Source organism: Candidatus Peregrinibacteria bacterium (assembly GCA_016699145.1).
GTDB lineage: Bacteria > Patescibacteriota > Gracilibacteria > UBA1369 > 2-02-FULL-48-14.
In genome coordinates, this window is record CP064962.1 from 363,515 (window position 1) to 380,469 (window position 16,955).

Annotated in this window: 25 protein-coding genes, 2 tRNA genes and 1 pseudogene; 14 read left to right on the forward strand and 14 right to left on the reverse strand. The window is 43.9% G+C overall.

The window, feature by feature from the left end; translation table 11 throughout:
- Positions 1–145: 145 nt before the first annotated feature.
- Positions 146–943: a TauD/TfdA family dioxygenase gene (locus tag IPG41_01945; protein QQR55300.1), complete on the forward strand. Its 798-nt coding sequence runs from the start codon at positions 146–148 to the stop codon at positions 941–943.
- Positions 944–950: 7 nt separating this feature from the next.
- On the opposite strand, the gene IPG41_01950 is transcribed toward IPG41_01945, so the two are convergent.
- The 5 genes from IPG41_01950 to ssb all read right to left on the reverse strand — a co-directional run bounded on the left by IPG41_01950 (position 951) and on the right by ssb (position 3,927).
- Positions 951–1,025 (reverse strand) — tRNA-Gln (locus IPG41_01950).
- A gap of 60 nt (positions 1,026–1,085) precedes the next feature.
- Entirely contained in the window at positions 1,086–1,958 is an 873-nt protein-coding gene (locus IPG41_01955) for a hypothetical protein (GenBank protein ID QQR55301.1), read from the reverse strand.
- A 22-nt stretch (positions 1,959–1,980) separates the two neighbouring features.
- Complete coding sequence (gmk, locus tag IPG41_01960) at positions 1,981–2,571, reverse strand: guanylate kinase (protein ID QQR55302.1); 591 nt, start codon at positions 2,569–2,571, stop codon at positions 1,981–1,983.
- 435 nt (positions 2,572–3,006) lie between these two features.
- On the reverse strand, positions 3,007–3,336 hold the full coding sequence (locus tag IPG41_01965; protein ID QQR55645.1) for an FKBP-type peptidyl-prolyl cis-trans isomerase: 330 nt from the start codon (positions 3,334–3,336) through the stop codon (positions 3,007–3,009).
- A 123-nt stretch (positions 3,337–3,459) separates the two neighbouring features.
- The gene (gene ssb / locus IPG41_01970; protein QQR55303.1) at positions 3,460–3,927 is read right to left on the reverse strand and encodes a single-stranded DNA-binding protein; all 468 of its coding nucleotides are present in this window, start codon (positions 3,925–3,927) and stop codon (positions 3,460–3,462) included.
- Between the two features lie 106 nt (positions 3,928–4,033).
- Between ssb and IPG41_01975 the strand changes: the two genes are divergently transcribed.
- From IPG41_01975 to IPG41_01990, 4 genes are all read left to right on the forward strand, one after another.
- Positions 4,034–4,546, forward strand: a complete 513-nt coding sequence (locus IPG41_01975; protein ID QQR55304.1) for a hypothetical protein — start codon at positions 4,034–4,036, stop codon at positions 4,544–4,546.
- 104 nt (positions 4,547–4,650) lie between these two features.
- A complete protein-coding gene (locus IPG41_01980) occupies positions 4,651–5,850 on the forward strand; it encodes a hypothetical protein (GenBank protein QQR55305.1) in 1,200 nt (399 codons plus the stop codon).
- Between the two features lie 77 nt (positions 5,851–5,927).
- Positions 5,928–6,002: transfer RNA gene (locus IPG41_01985), tRNA-Asn, on the forward strand.
- A gap of 56 nt (positions 6,003–6,058) precedes the next feature.
- On the forward strand, positions 6,059–6,889 hold the full coding sequence (locus IPG41_01990) for a hypothetical protein (GenBank protein QQR55306.1): 831 nt from the start codon (positions 6,059–6,061) through the stop codon (positions 6,887–6,889).
- Between the two features lie 95 nt (positions 6,890–6,984).
- On the opposite strand, the gene IPG41_01995 is transcribed toward IPG41_01990, so the two are convergent.
- The 6 genes from IPG41_01995 to IPG41_02020 all read right to left on the reverse strand — a co-directional run bounded on the left by IPG41_01995 (position 6,985) and on the right by IPG41_02020 (position 10,042).
- Entirely contained in the window at positions 6,985–7,401 is a 417-nt protein-coding gene (locus tag IPG41_01995; GenBank protein QQR55307.1) for a Fic family protein, read from the reverse strand.
- The gene (locus tag IPG41_02000; GenBank protein ID QQR55308.1) at positions 7,371–7,607 is read right to left on the reverse strand and encodes a hypothetical protein; all 237 of its coding nucleotides are present in this window, start codon (positions 7,605–7,607) and stop codon (positions 7,371–7,373) included. The genes IPG41_01995 and IPG41_02000 overlap by 31 nt, the downstream gene beginning before the upstream one ends.
- Positions 7,608–7,962: 355 nt before the next feature.
- A complete protein-coding gene (locus IPG41_02005; protein ID QQR55309.1) occupies positions 7,963–8,844 on the reverse strand; it encodes a hypothetical protein in 882 nt (293 codons plus the stop codon).
- 126 nt (positions 8,845–8,970) lie between these two features.
- On the reverse strand, positions 8,971–9,225 hold the full coding sequence (locus tag IPG41_02010) for a hypothetical protein (GenBank protein QQR55310.1): 255 nt from the start codon (positions 9,223–9,225) through the stop codon (positions 8,971–8,973).
- Positions 9,226–9,227: 2 nt separating this feature from the next.
- Positions 9,228–9,368, reverse strand: coding sequence for a hypothetical protein (locus tag IPG41_02015; GenBank protein ID QQR55311.1), 141 nt, complete (start codon positions 9,366–9,368; stop codon positions 9,228–9,230).
- 242 nt (positions 9,369–9,610) lie between these two features.
- Entirely contained in the window at positions 9,611–10,042 is a 432-nt protein-coding gene (locus IPG41_02020; protein QQR55312.1) for a hypothetical protein, read from the reverse strand.
- A 186-nt stretch (positions 10,043–10,228) separates the two neighbouring features.
- On the opposite strand from IPG41_02020, the gene IPG41_02025 reads away from it, so the two are divergent.
- The 6 genes from IPG41_02025 (at position 10,229) to IPG41_02050 (ending at position 14,136) form a co-directional block, all read left to right on the forward strand.
- Complete coding sequence (locus IPG41_02025; GenBank protein QQR55313.1) at positions 10,229–11,239, forward strand: cyanophycin synthetase; 1,011 nt, start codon at positions 10,229–10,231, stop codon at positions 11,237–11,239.
- 49 nt (positions 11,240–11,288) lie between these two features.
- On the forward strand, positions 11,289–11,945 hold the full coding sequence (locus tag IPG41_02030; GenBank protein ID QQR55314.1) for a hypothetical protein: 657 nt from the start codon (positions 11,289–11,291) through the stop codon (positions 11,943–11,945).
- A gap of 5 nt (positions 11,946–11,950) precedes the next feature.
- The gene (locus tag IPG41_02035; GenBank protein ID QQR55315.1) at positions 11,951–12,433 is read left to right on the forward strand and encodes a CPBP family intramembrane metalloprotease; all 483 of its coding nucleotides are present in this window, start codon (positions 11,951–11,953) and stop codon (positions 12,431–12,433) included.
- A gap of 95 nt (positions 12,434–12,528) precedes the next feature.
- On the forward strand, positions 12,529–13,581 hold the full coding sequence (locus tag IPG41_02040) for a transposase (GenBank protein QQR55316.1): 1,053 nt from the start codon (positions 12,529–12,531) through the stop codon (positions 13,579–13,581).
- A complete protein-coding gene (locus tag IPG41_02045; protein ID QQR55317.1) occupies positions 13,560–13,847 on the forward strand; it encodes a hypothetical protein in 288 nt (95 codons plus the stop codon). Before IPG41_02040 ends, IPG41_02045 begins: the two co-directional genes overlap by 22 nt.
- 25 nt (positions 13,848–13,872) lie before the next feature.
- Positions 13,873–14,136 (forward strand): type II toxin-antitoxin system RelE/ParE family toxin, encoded by a 264-nt coding sequence (locus IPG41_02050; GenBank protein QQR55318.1) that lies wholly within the window; start codon positions 13,873–13,875, stop codon positions 14,134–14,136.
- Here the strand turns inward: IPG41_02050 and IPG41_02055 are convergent.
- The gene (locus IPG41_02055) at positions 14,133–14,552 is read right to left on the reverse strand and encodes a hypothetical protein (GenBank protein QQR55319.1); all 420 of its coding nucleotides are present in this window, start codon (positions 14,550–14,552) and stop codon (positions 14,133–14,135) included. The genes IPG41_02050 and IPG41_02055 overlap by 4 nt on opposite strands.
- Positions 14,553–14,556: 4 nt before the next feature.
- Positions 14,557–14,991, reverse strand: coding sequence for a hypothetical protein (locus IPG41_02060; protein QQR55320.1), 435 nt, complete (start codon positions 14,989–14,991; stop codon positions 14,557–14,559).
- 136 nt (positions 14,992–15,127) lie between these two features.
- On the opposite strand from IPG41_02060, the gene IPG41_02065 reads away from it, so the two are divergent.
- Together IPG41_02065 and IPG41_02070 are read left to right on the forward strand one after the other, a co-directional pair.
- A complete protein-coding gene (locus tag IPG41_02065) occupies positions 15,128–15,481 on the forward strand; it encodes a transposase (GenBank protein QQR55321.1) in 354 nt (117 codons plus the stop codon).
- Positions 15,439–15,876 (forward strand): annotated as a pseudogene (locus tag IPG41_02070) (IS5 family transposase). Before IPG41_02065 ends, IPG41_02070 begins: the two are co-directional and overlap by 43 nt.
- Here IPG41_02070 and tnpA read toward each other — a convergent pair.
- Entirely contained in the window at positions 15,868–16,302 is a 435-nt protein-coding gene (tnpA, locus tag IPG41_02075) for an IS200/IS605 family transposase (GenBank protein QQR55322.1), read from the reverse strand. The pseudogene IPG41_02070 and the gene tnpA sit on opposite strands and share 9 nt — an antisense overlap.
- A 274-nt stretch (positions 16,303–16,576) precedes the next feature.
- Here tnpA and IPG41_02080 point away from each other — a divergent pair, with 274 nt between their 5' ends.
- Complete coding sequence (locus IPG41_02080) at positions 16,577–16,939, forward strand: transposase (GenBank protein ID QQR55323.1); 363 nt, start codon at positions 16,577–16,579, stop codon at positions 16,937–16,939.
- Positions 16,940–16,955: the final 16 nt, after the last annotated feature.

Below are 16,955 nucleotides of genomic sequence, written 5' to 3' on the forward strand. Positions count from 1 at the left end.
AGGCCTTGTTTATAACACAAACAACATTATTTGAGGTTTTTGACTTAACTTCTCGGACTATATGTGTCCACTTTTGGGGTACAGATCATTGGCTGGCTAGTCGGGTCTAGTACCCTTAGACCTGTTTCCATGGTATAATCTACTGATGGAAAGAGAAATAGAAAATTTAGATCTCAGCAAAATACCATACAAAGTTGAGGTGGTAGCGCCACATCTGCAAAAGCCAGGACTTAAATTCTCTTTACAGACCACTCCAGGTGTAACAGTTCTAGACTTATTAAGAGAAGGGATATTAAATACGGAGATCTTTGAAAGATTTGGCTTCGTTGTAATCGAAGATTATAAGATTAATGTTGAAGTGGAGGAAGAAGAAAAACCACCTATAGCCTTCGGTGAACTAGGGGATGCCTACAAATGCGACGAACAGGGACTTCACCAAGACAATGTCCCCGTAAGTATTAAAGAGAAGCCTTTGATCACGCTAAGAAGTGCTGACCGGGGAAGAATATCGGATACTATTGTGGCGGTTCCCAACCAAGAACTAATAAAAGCAATGGTTGATTTCATCAATAAGCTTGGCCCAGATGAAATTAAAGAACTATCACCAGACCCTTTGAATATAGAGAGCTTCAGGAATTTGATAAAAGATGCTGGAATAGAGCTAAAGCCTCGCGACTTGAGCGAACTAATCGTTAAGTTATTGCCTTTTAGAACCTATACAAGCTATGGAAATCCAGAACTGTACCGTGCCTTGAATCGAGCTATAGAAGCCCTCTTATATCGACATAAATGGAAATCACATCAACTTCTAATTATAGACAATCAAGCCATGGTACATGCAAGAAGTTTACCTCCAGAGCTTGATACCAGTGAAATTACTGAAAAATCTTATCTATTACGAAGGATAGTTACCTTGGAAGAAGGAAGAGGATTTAGACTTTAGAACAAAATGGCTGGGGTGGAGGGATTCGAACCCCCGAGTGATGGATTCAGAGTCCATTGCCTTACCACTTGGCGACACCCCATCGGTTTCGATGGGTCGCCCCATCAAAGCCTGGGAAGAATACAAAAGTCAGATCAGAAGATCAAGGGCGGGAACCTGCCCAACGAACAGAATAGTGAAGAAGCTTATCAAAAGAGTCTCCACACCGTGTTGATTTCACCCGCTGAGTAATGATGACTTGTTCCGACAGAGCTCTTATCACTCCTAAGGAAGTAGCAGCCCATAGTACTCGCGCGCTACATTCACCAGACTGATCCTTATTGAACTCAATAGGCTGAAGATCCGTCACAGAAAGAGTGATTCCTCTCCTGGGATAATAAGGCTCAGTAGAGATTCTCCAACTCCCAACCAACCAACCCTCTAAATGACTGCCATAGTTCCAAGGGCCAGAGTTATGGATATCTGCATGAAAAAAGACCTCACGAGCAGGTGGAGCTTGACCTAGCAAACAAGATCGGACAGCCTCGACACCTAAAACAGAGGGTATTAAACGCATATCATCATAAAGAGACGATGCAGGCAAGGTCAGTGTAGATGCTCTCGCAGGAGAGGGGTCGAATTTACGAGGACCATATACCCATCTGTCGACGTCGGGACAAAGTTCCAAACAAGGAGATGATGATAAGGTGCAGTGCAAATTAGTGATATCCTCCTCTACCTGCCCATCATGACGTGGGTCACATAATTCGGATGCATACCTTAGTCCTCTCAAGATACCCTGCCTATAGATCCGCAATTTAGGAACTGTAATATTCTCTAAGGGCAATTGAAACGTTTGACCAGTCCGAAGATCGGAATAAGTCAAAGAAGCAGCCTCCTCTGGAATATCCCCTGCTTGTTGATGAGGAAATCGGTTCTGATCCCATCTGCCTATCTCTTGATCTTTTGCATCGAGAATCAAACCTGCTTTTAAAGACATAAAACAAAAAAATAAGCCAACATCGTATCCCTCCATTGTGGGAAGTCAAGCGCTTAGATCACTGCAACTGAGCCTCAATGGCCTGTTCCGTGTCTGCGACAAGCTTTTCAATTTCCCCCTCAATGCTCACAATCACCACGTCACATTCGTTCTGCCATTCCATCTCTTTCATAAAACTTTGACGGCGTCGCTCCAATTCCTCGGCAGGCAAAGTGCTGCGTTTTAAAATGCGATGTTGAAGCGTCTCCCATCCATCCACCGTCAAAAAAATGGACCGTAAATGGCTGGCTGGAATCAGATCACGAATGGAACGGAGCCCTTGAACATCCACCTCACGAATCACAGTTCGCCCCTCTCGAAGAGGCTGCAAAATGGCCTCTTTCAAAGTGCCATAATAATTTTCACCATGCACCACCGCCCACTCCAAAAACTCTTCCCGCTGCATACGAGCCTGAAAATCCTCCTTGCTGACAAAATGATACACTTCACCCCCTCTTTCACCCGGTCGCGGATCACGCGTGGTGCACGAAACCGGAAACGCAAATTCCGGATGACGCTCACGAAGTGCCTTAAGCACCGTCCCCTTTCCAGAACCAGATGGTCCCAGAATAAGAATCAACTTTCCAGCCCCTTGTACTAATTCTTCCACTATGGTATACTATTAAGATTTTTCTGACGCAATTTACAGGAAAATCGCAGAAAGAGAAAGGGACTTAAGAAGAATTCTAAGCCTCAAAGTCTCCCTCCCTCTCTGCTCGAACGCTTTCGGGACACGACTGCGTTCACCCTAAAAAGATTTCCAACGCCGCGCGTAAAAACGCATCTATAAGGGAGTCAACCCGATCACTCGGGAAAAACAAAAATAAAAAAGCAGACGAGGATGCTCTAACGAATAGACTCCTCTCCCTGATCGCTCGGACCACTCCAAACGATCACCCGGAGACGTAGAAGACTATCCACTAGAGCTTACGCAAGAGACCGGTGCTCCCACCTCTGCACTCGCCACTATGGCACTCGCATGTGAACACGGAACCGGTCTTTTGATGTCCGAAAAAGGCGCTTCGCCCTTAGCGCCCACGGCCGCTTACTTGATTTCTAAAAGTTCCACTTCAAAAATCAAAGCAGCTCCTCCTGGAATGGCTCCAGGAACGCCGTAGTCGCCGTACCCCATATCAGAAGGGATGGTGAGTTTGCGAGTGCCGCCCACCTTCATGCCAAGCATACCTTCGTCCCAACCTTGAATCACATAACCCTGGCCAAGCTGAAACTCAAATGGTTCGCCACGGTCTTTGGAGCTGTCGAATTTACTGCCGTCCTCGAGGGTTCCCGTGTAGTGCACCACGAGGGTGTTCCCTTTTTTAGCCGCTTCACCGGTGCCTTCGATGAGATCTTCAATTTTGAGTTCAGTAGTCATGGTTTCTTCGGAAGTATTAGGGGATGAATCGGTCGTGGGAGCCTGAGCCGTGCCGCACGCAGTGAGTAAAAAAAGCGCGAGTAAGAGTGGAGCGAATCCTTTCATGGCGTGAAAGATTTAAGATTAAAAAGGAAGGTCGTCGAGAGTCACAGCAGCCTCTTCGGGAGTTTCACTGGTGGAAGGGGTCTGAGACTTGATCGCACTGCTGTTGCTGGAACGTTCATAAGTTGCATCCACGCCTTCCCCAGTAGGAGCTCCACTGCGATCCAAAAGGATGAGTTGCTCGGCCACAATTTCCATTTTGCTGCGCTTATGACTGTCTTCGCCTTCCCATTCTCGGGTTTGCATGCGACCTTCCACAAAAATCTTTCGGCCTTTTTTTAGGTAAGCTTGAGCGATTTCAGCCAATTTGCCCCAAAGCACAATGTTGTGAAATTCAGCCTTTTCTTGTTTTTGTCCGGCCTTATCGATCCAAGTGCTATTGGTCGCAATACCAAAGGAAGCCACCATCTGTCCACTGGAAGTTTGACGGACTTCAGGATCACGAGTCACGTTCCCAATCACTTGAGCACGGTTGAGAGAATACGCCATAAACGGTAGGGGTTTAAATCGGCCTTACTTTAGCCACGAAAGGGCAAAAAGAGCAATCTATTTATTTTTGACAAAATACTGTAAAATGTTCATTAACAGAAATAATATGGAAATGAAAGAATCCAACAAGGATAGAGAACCTGCAAATAAAGAAAGAGAACAGGAAATAAGAACCATCGCGCGCGAGCTGTACCTAGACTTATTACGTACTTACTACGGCGTCACTCTCGAAGAAGTGCAGAGCCAACAAAAGGAAAGAGACAAAGAACCCAGAAGAAAAGGTCGCCCCCTGAGTGCTTTCCCAAAAGAAACCAATGAAGAGCCTGGGTTTCGTGTGACACATTTTGGAATAGATAGGATTCAGATTGCGTTCCCAGAAGAGACAGAAAATGGGAAAGAATCCAAAAAATGGCACTACCCACTGCTAATAACATGGTCTCTAACAAGCACAGGAGAAATTCGAATAAGCCGGAATAAAATAGATCCAGAAAGCAAAACCTTCGAGCGAATCACAGGAGAAGTGGCCCTAAAAAGCCTACTGGACTTTCTAGAAGCTAAAGAAGTCTTGAAAAATACCATCGCTGAGTTCAAGCGGCGTCTTGGGAGTTCAGAGGAGTAAAAAGAACTTCCAAAGGCTCACGACTGTGGTACTCTAAAGCCGCTTTCAGATAAAAAAAGCCCAAAAGAAGGGTCAAAAGCAAGAGAACAATTTGAAGAACTTTCATGGAACAGGATTTAAAAAAATACATTTTTCAAACAGGACATGGCAAGGGACTGGCCAAAATAGAAATCGAGTCCATTTCCACGCCAAGTGCCATTGTCGACGAGGTGGAGGACGGCTTTGTAGTGGAAGGAGAATGGGCCGACCCCATCGCCCATTTGAATCGCTTGGGGGGCACGGTGCGCATCTTAGAAGTGATACAAGCCGGGCCTTCGACCATGCCACTCAACTTTGAAGAATGGGTGAGTAAAGCCGTGGAAACAGAAGTCAAAAACAAAGAAGGAAAAATTAGGTATGGAGTGAGTATGCACCCCAAAAGCGAAAAAGTCCTGACAAAAATCTTAATTGGCAGCAAAAAGCGCCTCAAAGACAAGCTGGGCAACGTGCGTTTCGTGAACAAGAACTTCCAAAACCTCTCGTCCGTACAAGCCTGGCATGAGCATTTATTGGAAGACGGAGCCATTGAACTGCAACTTTTTCAAGGAGAAACAAAGTGGTACCTCGCCAAAACCGTAGCTATTCAAGATTTCGAATCCTATTCCCACCGCGACTACAATCGCCCGGCTCGCAACGCCAAAAACGGGATGTTTCCACCCAAGCTTGCTCAAGTGCTCATCAACCTGGCTCTCGGCGCCCGCCAACCCTCGCCCGAAGTGACCATTGTGGATCCCTTTTGTGGCAGCGGCACCGTTTTACAAGAAGCCTGGCTCATGGGTTGCAAGGCTCAAGGTTCAGACATTTCGGCTGCAATCATCGCAGACGCCAAGGAAAACCTCGATTGGTTGCATTATGAATATCGACTCGAAGGCTCCATGCCCACTTTCACCAAAGATGCGACCCAGCTCACCAAAGCAGACCTGCCCGACGGCCTTTTCTTTATTGTTTCCGAAACCAGTCTCGGACCCGCCATCAGCAAGCCCCTCCCCGCCCATCATTTGAAAAATGTGCAAGAAGAACTTGAGAAGCTCTACGATGCTTTTTTTTCTAATCTGAAAAAAATCGCCCCAGCCGGCACCGTGATGGTCTTCACCGCCCCCTATCATCGCCAGGGCAATGAACGCCTCTTCCTCCCCCATCTTCCCAAAATTTTAGCAAAGCACAGCACCATCGTGCCACTGTCCGATCACGAACGCCCTTCCCTGTTCTTCGAACGCAAGGATCAACGGGTGAGCCGCGAGATTTGGAAAGTGCAAATGGGATGATCCCCTCACCCAAAAATTCATTTGCAGGAGCCAAACCGCTTCGCTATACTCCCTCTGCATTTTCAAGTGCCGCACATTCCCCTGTAGCTCAGCGGTAGAGCAAGTGACTGTTAATCACTGGGTCATTGGTTCGAATCCAATCGGGGGAGCCACATTTGATATATTAAACATTTTATTTTATAATACCAACTTATTACTCTGAGAAACCATGCTATTCTCTGGTGAATTCATTCCAGAAGATAAAATTGATCCGAGGCCGATTGCCGAGGGAACTCGAGTGCGCGTGCATCGTTTGCAAGGCCACGATGGACTTAATGGACGAATTTTACGAGTTCCAAGAGATCCTGAACGAGATCATCACGAGACGGTTCAGATGGAACTACTAAAGGGAGGGCCTCTGACAAGTTTTTTGCCTGATCCTGAAACCGTTCGTGCTAGGATCGGGGATAGAGTAAGGAATTTGGTTACGAGCCTAGAGGTTACTTCCTCTTTGCATCGAGTGGTACCTAGCGCAGAAAGTTTCGCTTATGAACTGCAAGCCAAGGGGGATATAGACGCTCAGATTCACTACTTGCAACAACTGAGAGGGTTCGTTGATGCTTGTAAGAACACTTACAAGCAGTCCTGTATCCTTCCCGACTTGATTGGAAGAGGGAATGTTGTTTCTGACTCCAATGGAATTTGGCTGCTCGACTTCAACAACATCTCGGGACAATGGACGGTAGGTCCAGAAATTCAGGTGCCTTTGGATGATCAAGGTCTACCCATTTTTGACATGGGTTTGCAGTTGCTTCACAGTATTGAGAAAAAGCTACTCACACAGCGTGGAACTAATCTATCAACCGAAGCCTTCAACAGAAAGTACAGCCAAGAAAGAAGGCCTCAGAGAACCGAGCTTCCAAAAGAACTTCTGGAAACTCTTGTCAGCGCAGACGATCTCAAAAAAGATCCATTCTACGGAGCCTTACGCTTTAGAAAACGTAGGCAAAAAGTTCAGTCTATCTTGGATAAGATGATGAGAGACAGGATGGTCCATTAACATCTCCTAAAAGAGCAAATACCTGACTGAACAGAAGATTTCCTTTGAGTGCAGCCCAATTCAGAGTTCTGAACTTGTCCACAAGGGGGAGCCATTTAGGCTAACTTCTTCACCGTTTCCTCAAGAGCAGCTCGAATCAACTTTTCGAGCAAAGTAGACTCACCTCCATCGGCTGCTGCAAGAGCTTTCACATATTTGGTTCTACCCACTTTAGTTCCCACTTTCAGCTCAATCGGAGGCAAATTGAGTTTCAACAAAATCATACTGATCAAAAGGCGTCCGATTCGACCATTGTAGTCAAAAAATGGGTGAATCCATAGAAAACGGTGATGCATCCAAGCTAAAAACTCTACAAGCTCATCCAAAAACTTTTTATCCTCCAAACCAGGCAAAGATTTAATCCTAATTTTCAAATCTTCGGAAAAATCTTCCATCATCTGGGGAACTTGAAAGAAACGGGGTGGGTTGTGCTTTGAAACGGTCACTTCAATCGTTCTAAATTTCCCAGCCATGTCAGGGAAATCCATCCAAACCCCACATGATGAACTTCTCTCAAGAAAGCAGGTGTGAAAAGCAACTTGTCCTTAGCTTGAGATTCCAAAACAAAATCCCAAGCCTTCTTAATTCCTTCAATTTCCAAAGGAATAAGTTTTGATCTTGGAATAATACCAAAAGCCGTCTCTTTATAACTCGTTTCTCCTTTTCTTTTGCTCTTCATACAGAGGGAAACTTACGAAGCACCTGTCTCACCATTCTAAGCGTTGTTTCGGGATTTTCAGTTTTGGTCGTACGATAAATCATCTGTTCCTCAAAAGAACTCATGTACTTTGCTCTTTTTTGGGGAGAAGCTTTTTGATACTTCCTGAACGCATTGAGAATGTTTTTGATGGGCATATAAACTTAGTGTATTTTGATTATAGCAAAATGCAAAATGAACGTCATGCACATTGTGCACTTCCCCAGAAAAGGGGGTTGGGTTCTTGCTGCACAAAAGTTCGGATTGCATCAAATACGGGGAGCCATTTAGTTTTGCAGATTAAAACCGCACCCAGCCAAGTTGGACGATCGAACTTCTATTTGAGCAAAGAAGCAAGGTTTGCAGAAAAAGGACCGTATAACTCCACTCGTGGACCTGCCATCCTATTGAGATAAAAAGTGGCTGCCTCTTTGCTTTCATATCCTTCCTCGGCATAGATGGAAATGAAATTCACTTCACGGTCTGAGTTTTCTAGGTAGAATCGTTTCGGCTCCCCTTCCTCATTACGGATAAGCACGTAGCCTTCTGGAGCAAGGTTATTAGTAATATTTCCTCCAGCTGAATACTCACTTTCGTATTGAATCACTTCGGTGAGAAGAAAATATTCCTCTAGGGTAGAAAATCCCAAATCAAAAACTTCCGTGTTCAGTTGATTGTCAGAAGAATCGTACGCCGAAACCTCCATCGAATTGAAGAAACTATACAGGTCTTTTTCAAATTGATCCCATGCTTCTACGTAATCAAGTCCGAAAACCAAAAAGTACGTTGACTCTCGTATATTCACATAGTAACACCACGCCCCTAATCCACAGGGGAGCTCAAACCATTTCCCAGAAGTGAGCTCGGGCAAGGCAATAAGTCGCTCTTCGTCGTCATCAGTGATTTCAAGATTACCCTCCACCGCAAGATCCATAATTGACCCTTCTTTTTGATTTTGCAGCTCTATATCCGCTCCGCCAATGTAAGCCTCTACAGCATTCCAACCTTCGGGCAGAGTGAAGCTGAGTCCCTCAACATTAACAATAGATTCACCTTCTTGATTTACAAAAAGTCCCTCTTCATTGACTCTGCCTCGGAGCTCATAATCTTCCTTCACCTCTTCTTCGTAAGGCTCCACCATTTCCTGTTCGTAAGCTTGGCTACAAGCAGGAAGAATAAGAAAGAACAAAAAGCCGGAAATAAGTTTTGGATGTGACATAAAATTCAGTGAGTAAAACAAGTATACCCCCATCACGCTCCCGCCAATAGTGCATTATACCGGCACTTTTAAAAGCTTCCCCATTTCTCAGATTTCGCCATACCATTCAGTTCGCATACTAACCCTTTAGTTTTGATGATTATCCACATCGAAAACAATCAAATTTCCTTGTCCATCAAAAACACCTAGAGCTCGAAATTGGCGATTGATACGAAAATACCAAATGCCACTTCCCTTTGGGTTCCTTTCTTTGAAGCGTACTTGGACTGCACTGCCTTCGAGCAGATATCTTTTTGCTTTTTTATACTGTTCAAGAAGCCCCCTCTTTTGCAAGTAGGGTAGAACGTCCTTTTTTTCAAAAATGTTAGGGACTTCAGGCATATCTACAAATTCAACAGTTCTTCTTTAGGAGTATTCCGAGCCTGTTCTGCCAAAGAAAGCATCTCATGGCCCACCTCTTCCTTGGGGAGTTCAATCAAATCGGGTCGAATGAGCATTTCATACTCTTCGACATCAAGAAGCACGGCAATAGGTGCATTATTGGAAAAAATATATTTTGGCCCTCGCTGAAGACCCTGCAAAGACTCTTTCGTTTTAGTCCTAAGATTCGTCACAGATATAACCTGTTGTCTTAACATAATTAAATTTGTTAACAAATTTGTATATAAATTATATATTAAATATCATACCAATGCAAATAAAGCTCTAATTGCTTCCAGCTTGGGGGAGCCATTTTATAGATAATACCGTGAGTAGAAATAGAATGCTACTCTTCAGCAGGATAGAAGTTGATACCTTCGAGTTCCCACACGTCCGATTTGAAATCGTAAGACCAAATCACATCCACTAAGCCCCTACTTTCATCGCTGAAAATACTGGAACCCGTCAAGGTGATGTGGGCATGACGTCCTCCATAGGCTGCATCGTAAAGAGCCCAGTTAACAGAGGTACTCTCGAAAGTAACCTGGCTCAATCCTTGAAAAGTGGGGCTCTGAACCAAGGCTTCAAAGTCTTCATAGGAAGTGATTTCCTGAAGAGTATCGCTGGTCTGTGCATAAGCAGCTTCAGGATCCACTTTAGCGAGCTCTATAAAGGCTTCTGTTTTCAGTTTTCCTTCCTCTGGTCCAAACATAGGAGCGCCCGTGCAGCCCATTAAGAAAAAGCTACTAAGCAAAACGGTGGCGAGAAGTTTTTTCATAAAAATCAAGTTTAAGCCCGGCACCAATTTACTCTTTTTTAATAAGCACGCAATCCAGATCTGGATTGCCAATCTATTTTTCGTAATGAACAATGGAAGTAAACCCTCCAAAGGCCATATTGAGTTCTTGTCCTTCCCTTTTTTTGAGATAGTCTCTAGAGTTTACTAGCCTCAACGGACTGGTTAATGAAAAAAGGAACACCCTATCTGACAGCACTCATACAAAAATTGGCTCCAAAAGTGGGCGCAAAAGTCATAATTGAACCAAAATGGAAGATTGTGGCGCAAATACGCTATAAAAATGGAGTGAATCGCTACCTTCGTTTTTATACGCTAGACCTCAATCCTGTCGGAGCATCCGATATCGCAAAGGACAAAGGGTTTGCAAAATTTTTCATGCAAAAAATGGGTTATCCAATAGCCAATGGAAAAGAATTTTTTAAACCTTCGTGGGCAAAAGCCATTGGAAGCAAAGATACCGCCAAAACAGCTCTTGGCTATGCAAAAAAGATCGGGTATCCCTTGATTGTAAAACCAAATTCTTCCAGTCAGGGCTACGGAGTCACCTTGGTCCATAATTCAAAAGAGCTGCTGAGCGCACTGAACCACGCTTTTCAGGATGATCGTGTCGCTCTTGTTGAAGAGTACAAACCTGGAAAGGATTATCGAGTGGTGACTCTGGATGGGAAGATCATTTCCGCGTACGAAAGAATTGCACTTTCAGTGACTGGCGACGGGAAAAAGAATATTGGTGAACTTCTTTTGGCTAAACAGAAACTGTTTAAAAAAAAGAAACGAGACACACGAATCGACATTCACGATCCACGCATTTTAAAAACCTTGAAATCGAAAGGCAAAAACTTGAAAACCGTGCTAGCGAAAGAGGAAAAAATAACCCTACTGCCAAACGCCAATCTTTCAACTGGCGGTGAATCAAAAGATGTAACCGAAACCATCCATCCAAAATTTAAAAAAATAGCGATCTCTCTAACAAAAGACATGGGCCTCAGAATAGCCGGGGTCGACATCATGGTGACTCAAGGGGAAATCACCGAGGCTCCAAAGAAAGACGGCTATTACATTATTGAGATCAACGCCGCTCCTGGACTCGACCACTACGTGACCACTGGAAAAGCACAGAAAAAAATCGTAGAAGCCATGTACCTCAAAGTGCTAAAGGCAATGAAGAAAAAGTGATTGCAGTGTAAGACTGGGTTAAAAAGCAAATAAAAGCTATAATGACACCATGAAAAAAATTCTCCTCTTGGCTCTCTGCATTTTCCTTTGTGCGTGTTCAAATACGCAAAAGGTAGGAAAACCCATTAAAGTCAAAGTAATACGACTGACTCCTGTTTCTATTGCAGAAGACCCCTTCAATCCCAATGCATTCGCAGCTGATCTCGAGCAAACGCTGGAGGGTCCTACAAATATGATCGATATTTTTTACAGCTTCCCCTATGGCTATCTCAGCCATTTCACCAAGGAAGAGCGTGAAGAAATAATGCAGCACGAAGAAGCTTATTTTCTCGTCGATGAAAAGAATCACTACCTAAGCTTCGACATCCCTGCTACCCAAACCGACGATTTTGTCTTCAAAGTTTTTATCGACCAAGATGAAAATTGGCTCATCGCTCACTCTGAACACATATGTCCAGCCCACTGTACACAATACCTGAGCTTCTACCGATTCAAAGAAGGAGAATGGATCGATGTCAGCGCAAGTTATTTGCCTCAGTTGGATTTGGCCTTTGACGTAGAAGACAATGGAAAAAACTTCTTCTACTATCATCAAATTTCTCAAGAAGGAGCAGAAATAAAAATCATAGGAGGAAGCAGTGAGGACAAGCCGCCGGCACTCCCCTTATTCAAATGGAATGGAGTGAGTTTTGATGTCTCCAATTGATCAAAATGATTATCGAATTTTTCCGAGTTCGTAACCTAGCTGGGCTCACCTCAAACATGCAAATCGGGCTGTTAGTCCTCGCCTACCTCGTGACCACGGTTTGGGTTTACATGCACTGGAAAGCCACAGGTGAGTTCTTTGGCAGCAGTGGAAGCTTTCAAAGTATTTTTGCACCCTTCTACGAAGAAATGATTTTCCGTGGTTTAATCCTGGGTGGACTCGCTTCCCTATACAGCAAAAGAACCGCCATTTGCTTGAGCAGTTTTCTATTCGGAATTTGGCACCTCAAAAACTTCCCTATCCATTCGAGTGAAGCCCTTATCTACCAGGTGCTCTACACTGGATTGATCTTGGGACCTTTGCTGGCTTGGCTAGCTCTGCGTGTGAAAAGCATATGGCCTGGGGTACTCATCCATGCGACCAACAATCTGCTTTCCCCCTTGAGCTGGTGGATCATAGGGTTGTTGGGCTATCAAAGTCTTTTCTAATCCAATACGTAGTTTCACGAATTTCAAGTACAGCTCAGGGGAAAAGGAAGAGGGAGTAGAGTAGAGATACTTTACTTCTTCACCCCAACTCCCTCATGGAACAATATAACATGACGAAAGGCATTCGTGGACTGAGAAGATTACTTCGGCAGTTTAACGAAGCTACTTTAAAGCCCTGGCAGAGAGACGTACTTAGAGAAAGAATCCTTATTTTGGATTGGTACGACCATAATGGAAAGAATAAAGCCAAGACTGCCAGGGCTTTTGAAACTTCTAGAAGCCACGTACAAAAGCTGGTGAAGGCCAGAAAGGAAGAAGGACTGGGTGGTCTTATTCCGAAAATAACAGGACCCAATAACAAACGTGGATTTAATCTCACCAGTGAAGAGAAACAAGAGATTGAACGCTATGCAAGGATGTTTCCAGATTGGAGCCACAAGAAGCTTCACATGTTTCTTCACCAGCACAGCATTTCCACCTTGTACCGCTATTTGGCAGCAAAAGGATTACTGGTTCGTAATCGCTGCCCCGGGTTTCACAAGAAACCAAAACCTAGGTCTGCTTGGAAAGTCCAAAGAAAGAAACTCCCCAAGGACTACCAAATCTTAAAACCTGGAGACTTGGTAGTCCTAGATTCCATCGTTGAGTTTGTGGACAGCGCCTTCAACAAACTGTACTTCATTACCTGTGTGGATGTGGCCACCAGGATAGGTTTTGCACTCGTAACCAAGCACCACAGTTCCAAGGCGGCCAAAGCTTTGCTGGAAAAGATGGAAGAAGTGCTCCAGACCAAGATTAAAGCTGTTTTAACAGACAACGGCAGTGAGTTCCTGGCGTACTTCCATAAAGCCTGCCAGCAGCAAGGGATTGAGCACTTCTTCACTCGCCCCAGAACACCAAAAGATAATGCGATTTGTGAGCGATTCAACCTTACTTTGCAACAACACCTCTACTGGAGAGTGGACTTAACCAGTCCCATTTACAAGATTAATGAGGTGCTCGCGGATTGGCTCGTGGAGTATAATTGCCTTCGTCCACATGAATCTCTCAATATGAGACCTCCAGTTGCTCACTACTTTCATCTATTCTACTCCCCTCGCCCCATCCCCGAGGTGTACTTGAAACTATGGAACCGGACATCCAATTGACGTATGCAGCCTGGTTACGATATAATACATTCGTAACCAATCTAGATCTTATGATTAGCGCTCGATCAACCATTTCATTTACGGACAACAATTGGACGAAGCTGAAAAAGGAGGAAAATAAAAGTAAGCTGGTTAATAAAGCTTTAGAGTTTTATTTTGGATCTAAAAAACTGCTCAAACAAAAGGAAGAGGAATTCATTCTGAACGAACTCGCCCACTTTGAAAGCACAGGTGAGGTCTACTCATTTGAAGAAACCTTCAATTAACACTCAATCAAGCCGAGCTTTAAAAATGCAAATTGTTTTCCTCAGACAAGCACATCGGTTTATTAAAAAAGCTGATAAACCCCTAAAAGAAAAAATCCGCGAAGAAATCTTGAAAATAGGCGAGAATCCTAAGCTCGGAGAGCCTCTTACAGGGAAGCTCAAAAAACTAAGATCGCATCATTTCGGATTCATACGAACTCAATATAGAATTGCCTATGAAATAAAGAACAATCTGATTATTATAGCGATTGGAACTCGTGAAAATTTTTACAGAGATTTGATAGATTAATTTGAAGAAATTCGCATCAAAGGCTTAAGAACCGGCAGAATCAAAAGGATCAAATTGACCAAAATCAGAGGCTGAACCCAGTGATAAACATAATTTGAAGCCAGCAGTAAAACCAAGAGAAGGGTTTCTCCAATCAAAAGTTTTGTGCTGGGATGCTCCGAAAAAAAGTTGTCGCATAAAATCTTAGTCAAACACTTAAGCTCTCGCTTCTTTTCAGAAGCAGACTGCCCTTTTTTTGGAATCGGAATTAAAGACAAAAGAAAGTAGCTGTGAGGAATAAGATAACCATAAAGAGTGCCCGCCACCAAAGCATTCAAAAGATCCAAGTATCCTTCATTTTGTGGATGAAGACTAAAGACAGAAAATCCATCCCAATTCATATGAATCCAACCAAAAACAACCAGACTGAGCAGCATCGTACTATGGTATAAAACCTCCATCCAAATAGGACACTTCTTCACCAAAAAAAAGCGGCAAAAGAAAAATGAAAAGAAGGCCCACTGCAAAAGGAACTTCACTGACGTCCATATGACTCAAGTACCAATAACAAAGAACCACAAAACAAGTGACCACTCCTTGGCGCGTGACTGGCTGAATGAGTTTTTCCTTAAAAAAACTGTACATCAAAATACCAAGCAAGGTGAAAAAAATCATGCCAAACGAATTGAGGTCCCACAGCCACTCCCCTTCTTTAAGATAAATACCAAGAGAGGTCAAAAGGTAAGCCATTACACCAATAAGAATGGTCACAATCAAATCATAGTTTTTATAACTCGGCCGCCAATTGAGAAAGCGTAAGACTTGGAGGAAGAAACCCGTTCCAAAGCTAAGCACGAGTTGTGTTTCAGTCACCATGGTCAAAAGTATAAATCAAATTCCTTAGCTCAGCCAGACCACAGACTCAATCTTTCCCTAGATCTCCTTTTAGACTAGGAGCTGTTAACATAAATATAGGAGTGGTGTAGAGTGAAGTTACTCTAACCCTAACGCCATGTACCAGATGCTAACGGATGAACAGTTCAAACTGATCCAGCCTTATTTTCCAAAGCCCAGAAAGCCTGAAAAGATTCCACTGAAACGTTGCATGGATGCCATTTGTTATGTACTTAAAACAGGGTGCGCATGGAGACAAATGCCCTACGATTACAGAGAAAAAGAGAATGACTGGCACACGATTTATACAAGATACAAACGGTGGAGCGAATCTGGACTTTTTGGACAAATGCTTAGAGCACTTGAAGTAGCAGATGTACTTCAAGTGCGAATAGCTTTCCTGGACAGTACAACAAATAGAGCGCACCACAGTGCAGCGGGAGCCATGAAAAAAAGGGGCCACAAGCGTTAGGCCGAAGTAGAGGTGGGTACACTACAAAAATTCACATGATTGCTGGAGATCCAGATCATGGGATGCACTTTGTTTTAACAGGTGGTGAAGTGAGCGATGTGAAAGTTGGAAAACAAATTTTGAGAGATTATTCGTTTCCAAAAACAGTAGATCATTTGGCTATGGACAAAGGTTATTCATGCTACAAAGTTCTGGAGCTGTGCAAAGAAAAAGGCATAACTCCAGTCGTTCCTCCAAAGGCAAAAATGAAATTTCCGTGGGAATACAACAAGAACATTTATGCCTACCGCAACGAGATTGAACGCCTATTTCACCGAATGAAAAATCACAGAAGAATTTCAACTCGCTATGACAAAATGAACCTCCCCGAGCTTACGCTCGGGGTTTCAGCCTAGTTCAAGCTGCGCTTGGCCCGCATCTTCTTCGCCCTGTTGTTGGATATACTTTCGAATGACCTCCTCGTTAATCCCAACTGTGGAGGCAAAGTAACCTGCCGACCAAATACTTCTCGTCCCCCAGTACACTTTTCTAAGAAACGGAAACTTTATGTTCAACTCACGAGCTGTGTTGGCTTTTATTATTCTCACCACCTCTCCCACTGCTATTTGTGGAGGTATGGAAATTAAAATATGTACATGGTCTAAATCCGTGTTTACCTCTTTCACCACCAGTTCCGGATAGTACTTCGGAATATCCTTCATCACTTCCTGCAGAAAAGCCAACACACCTTCGTTGAATATCTTCCGACGGTATTTGGTCGGCCAAACTAAGTGATAGTCACAGATGAAAACTGCGTGTGAGCTTTTTCGTAGCTTCTTCATGCCTCCACTTTACACCACCACGAAGATGCGGGCACCCACTACATCCCTCGGGCTTACGCCCGGGGAACTACGTCAGTTGATCAGATTTCAATCACTATCCCCCTTCTTGGTTTGCAAAAAGAGGCCTTTTGGATGAAGTTATGCTCCAACGTCTAAAGGCGGGGAGCAAATTATTATCTATAGGAGCAGGCCCCGCCCTTTCAGAAAGATTTTTAGGAGCTGTTAACATAAATAGAGGAGTGGTGTAGAGTGAAGTTACTCTAACCCTAACGCCATGTACCAGATGCTAACGGATGAACAGTTCAAACTGATCCAGCCTTATTTTCCAAAGCCCAGAAAGCCTGAAAAGATTCCACTGAAACGTTGCATGGATGCCATTTGTTATGTACTTAAAACAGGGTGCGCATGGAGACAAATGCCCTACGATTACAGAGAAAAAGAGAATGACTGGCACACGATTTATACAAGATACAAACGGTGGAGCGAATCTGGACTTTTTGGACAAATGCTTAGAGCACTTGAAGTAGCAGATGTACTTCAAGTGCGAATAGCTTTCCTGGACAGTACAACAAATAGAGCGCACCACAGTGCAGCGGGAGCCATGAAAAAAGGGGCCACAAGCGTTAGGCCGAAGTAGAGGTGGGTACACTACA

Excerpts from the sequence above, each read along its gene's own strand:
- IPG41_01965 (QQR55645.1), bottom strand. The coding sequence starts at position 3,336 with ATGACTACTGAACTCAAAATTGAAGATCTCATCGAAGGCACCGGTGAA.
- IPG41_02035 (QQR55315.1), top strand. The coding sequence starts at position 11,951 with ATGATTATCGAATTTTTCCGAGTTCGTAACCTAGCTGGGCTCACCTCA.
- IPG41_02050 (QQR55318.1), top strand. The coding sequence starts at position 13,873 with ATGCAAATTGTTTTCCTCAGACAAGCACATCGGTTTATTAAAAAAGCT.
- IPG41_02040 (QQR55316.1), top strand. The coding sequence starts at position 12,529 with ATGGAACAATATAACATGACGAAAGGCATTCGTGGACTGAGAAGATTA.
- IPG41_01990 (QQR55306.1), top strand. The coding sequence starts at position 6,059 with ATGCTATTCTCTGGTGAATTCATTCCAGAAGATAAAATTGATCCGAGG.
- IPG41_02005 (QQR55309.1), bottom strand. The coding sequence starts at position 8,844 with ATGTCACATCCAAAACTTATTTCCGGCTTTTTGTTCTTTCTTATTCTT.
- IPG41_01980 (QQR55305.1), top strand. The coding sequence starts at position 4,651 with ATGGAACAGGATTTAAAAAAATACATTTTTCAAACAGGACATGGCAAG.
- tnpA (QQR55322.1), bottom strand. The coding sequence starts at position 16,302 with ATGAAGAAGCTACGAAAAAGCTCACACGCAGTTTTCATCTGTGACTAT.
- IPG41_01955 (QQR55301.1), bottom strand. The coding sequence starts at position 1,958 with ATGGAGGGATACGATGTTGGCTTATTTTTTTGTTTTATGTCTTTAAAA.
- IPG41_02060 (QQR55320.1), bottom strand. The coding sequence starts at position 14,991 with ATGGTGACTGAAACACAACTCGTGCTTAGCTTTGGAACGGGTTTCTTC.
- IPG41_01995 (QQR55307.1), bottom strand. The coding sequence starts at position 7,401 with ATGGCTGGGAAATTTAGAACGATTGAAGTGACCGTTTCAAAGCACAAC.
- IPG41_01945 (QQR55300.1), top strand. The coding sequence starts at position 146 with ATGGAAAGAGAAATAGAAAATTTAGATCTCAGCAAAATACCATACAAA.
- IPG41_02025 (QQR55313.1), top strand. The coding sequence starts at position 10,229 with ATGAAAAAAGGAACACCCTATCTGACAGCACTCATACAAAAATTGGCT.
- IPG41_02000 (QQR55308.1), bottom strand. The coding sequence starts at position 7,607 with ATGAAGAGCAAAAGAAAAGGAGAAACGAGTTATAAAGAGACGGCTTTT.
- IPG41_02055 (QQR55319.1), bottom strand. The coding sequence starts at position 14,552 with ATGCTGCTCAGTCTGGTTGTTTTTGGTTGGATTCATATGAATTGGGAT.
- IPG41_02045 (QQR55317.1), top strand. The coding sequence starts at position 13,560 with ATGGAACCGGACATCCAATTGACGTATGCAGCCTGGTTACGATATAAT.
- IPG41_02080 (QQR55323.1), top strand. The coding sequence starts at position 16,577 with ATGTACCAGATGCTAACGGATGAACAGTTCAAACTGATCCAGCCTTAT.
- IPG41_01975 (QQR55304.1), top strand. The coding sequence starts at position 4,034 with ATGGAAATGAAAGAATCCAACAAGGATAGAGAACCTGCAAATAAAGAA.
- IPG41_02010 (QQR55310.1), bottom strand. The coding sequence starts at position 9,225 with ATGCCTGAAGTCCCTAACATTTTTGAAAAAAAGGACGTTCTACCCTAC.
- IPG41_02030 (QQR55314.1), top strand. The coding sequence starts at position 11,289 with ATGAAAAAAATTCTCCTCTTGGCTCTCTGCATTTTCCTTTGTGCGTGT.
- IPG41_02065 (QQR55321.1), top strand. The coding sequence starts at position 15,128 with ATGTACCAGATGCTAACGGATGAACAGTTCAAACTGATCCAGCCTTAT.
- IPG41_02020 (QQR55312.1), bottom strand. The coding sequence starts at position 10,042 with ATGAAAAAACTTCTCGCCACCGTTTTGCTTAGTAGCTTTTTCTTAATG.
- ssb (QQR55303.1), bottom strand. The coding sequence starts at position 3,927 with ATGGCGTATTCTCTCAACCGTGCTCAAGTGATTGGGAACGTGACTCGT.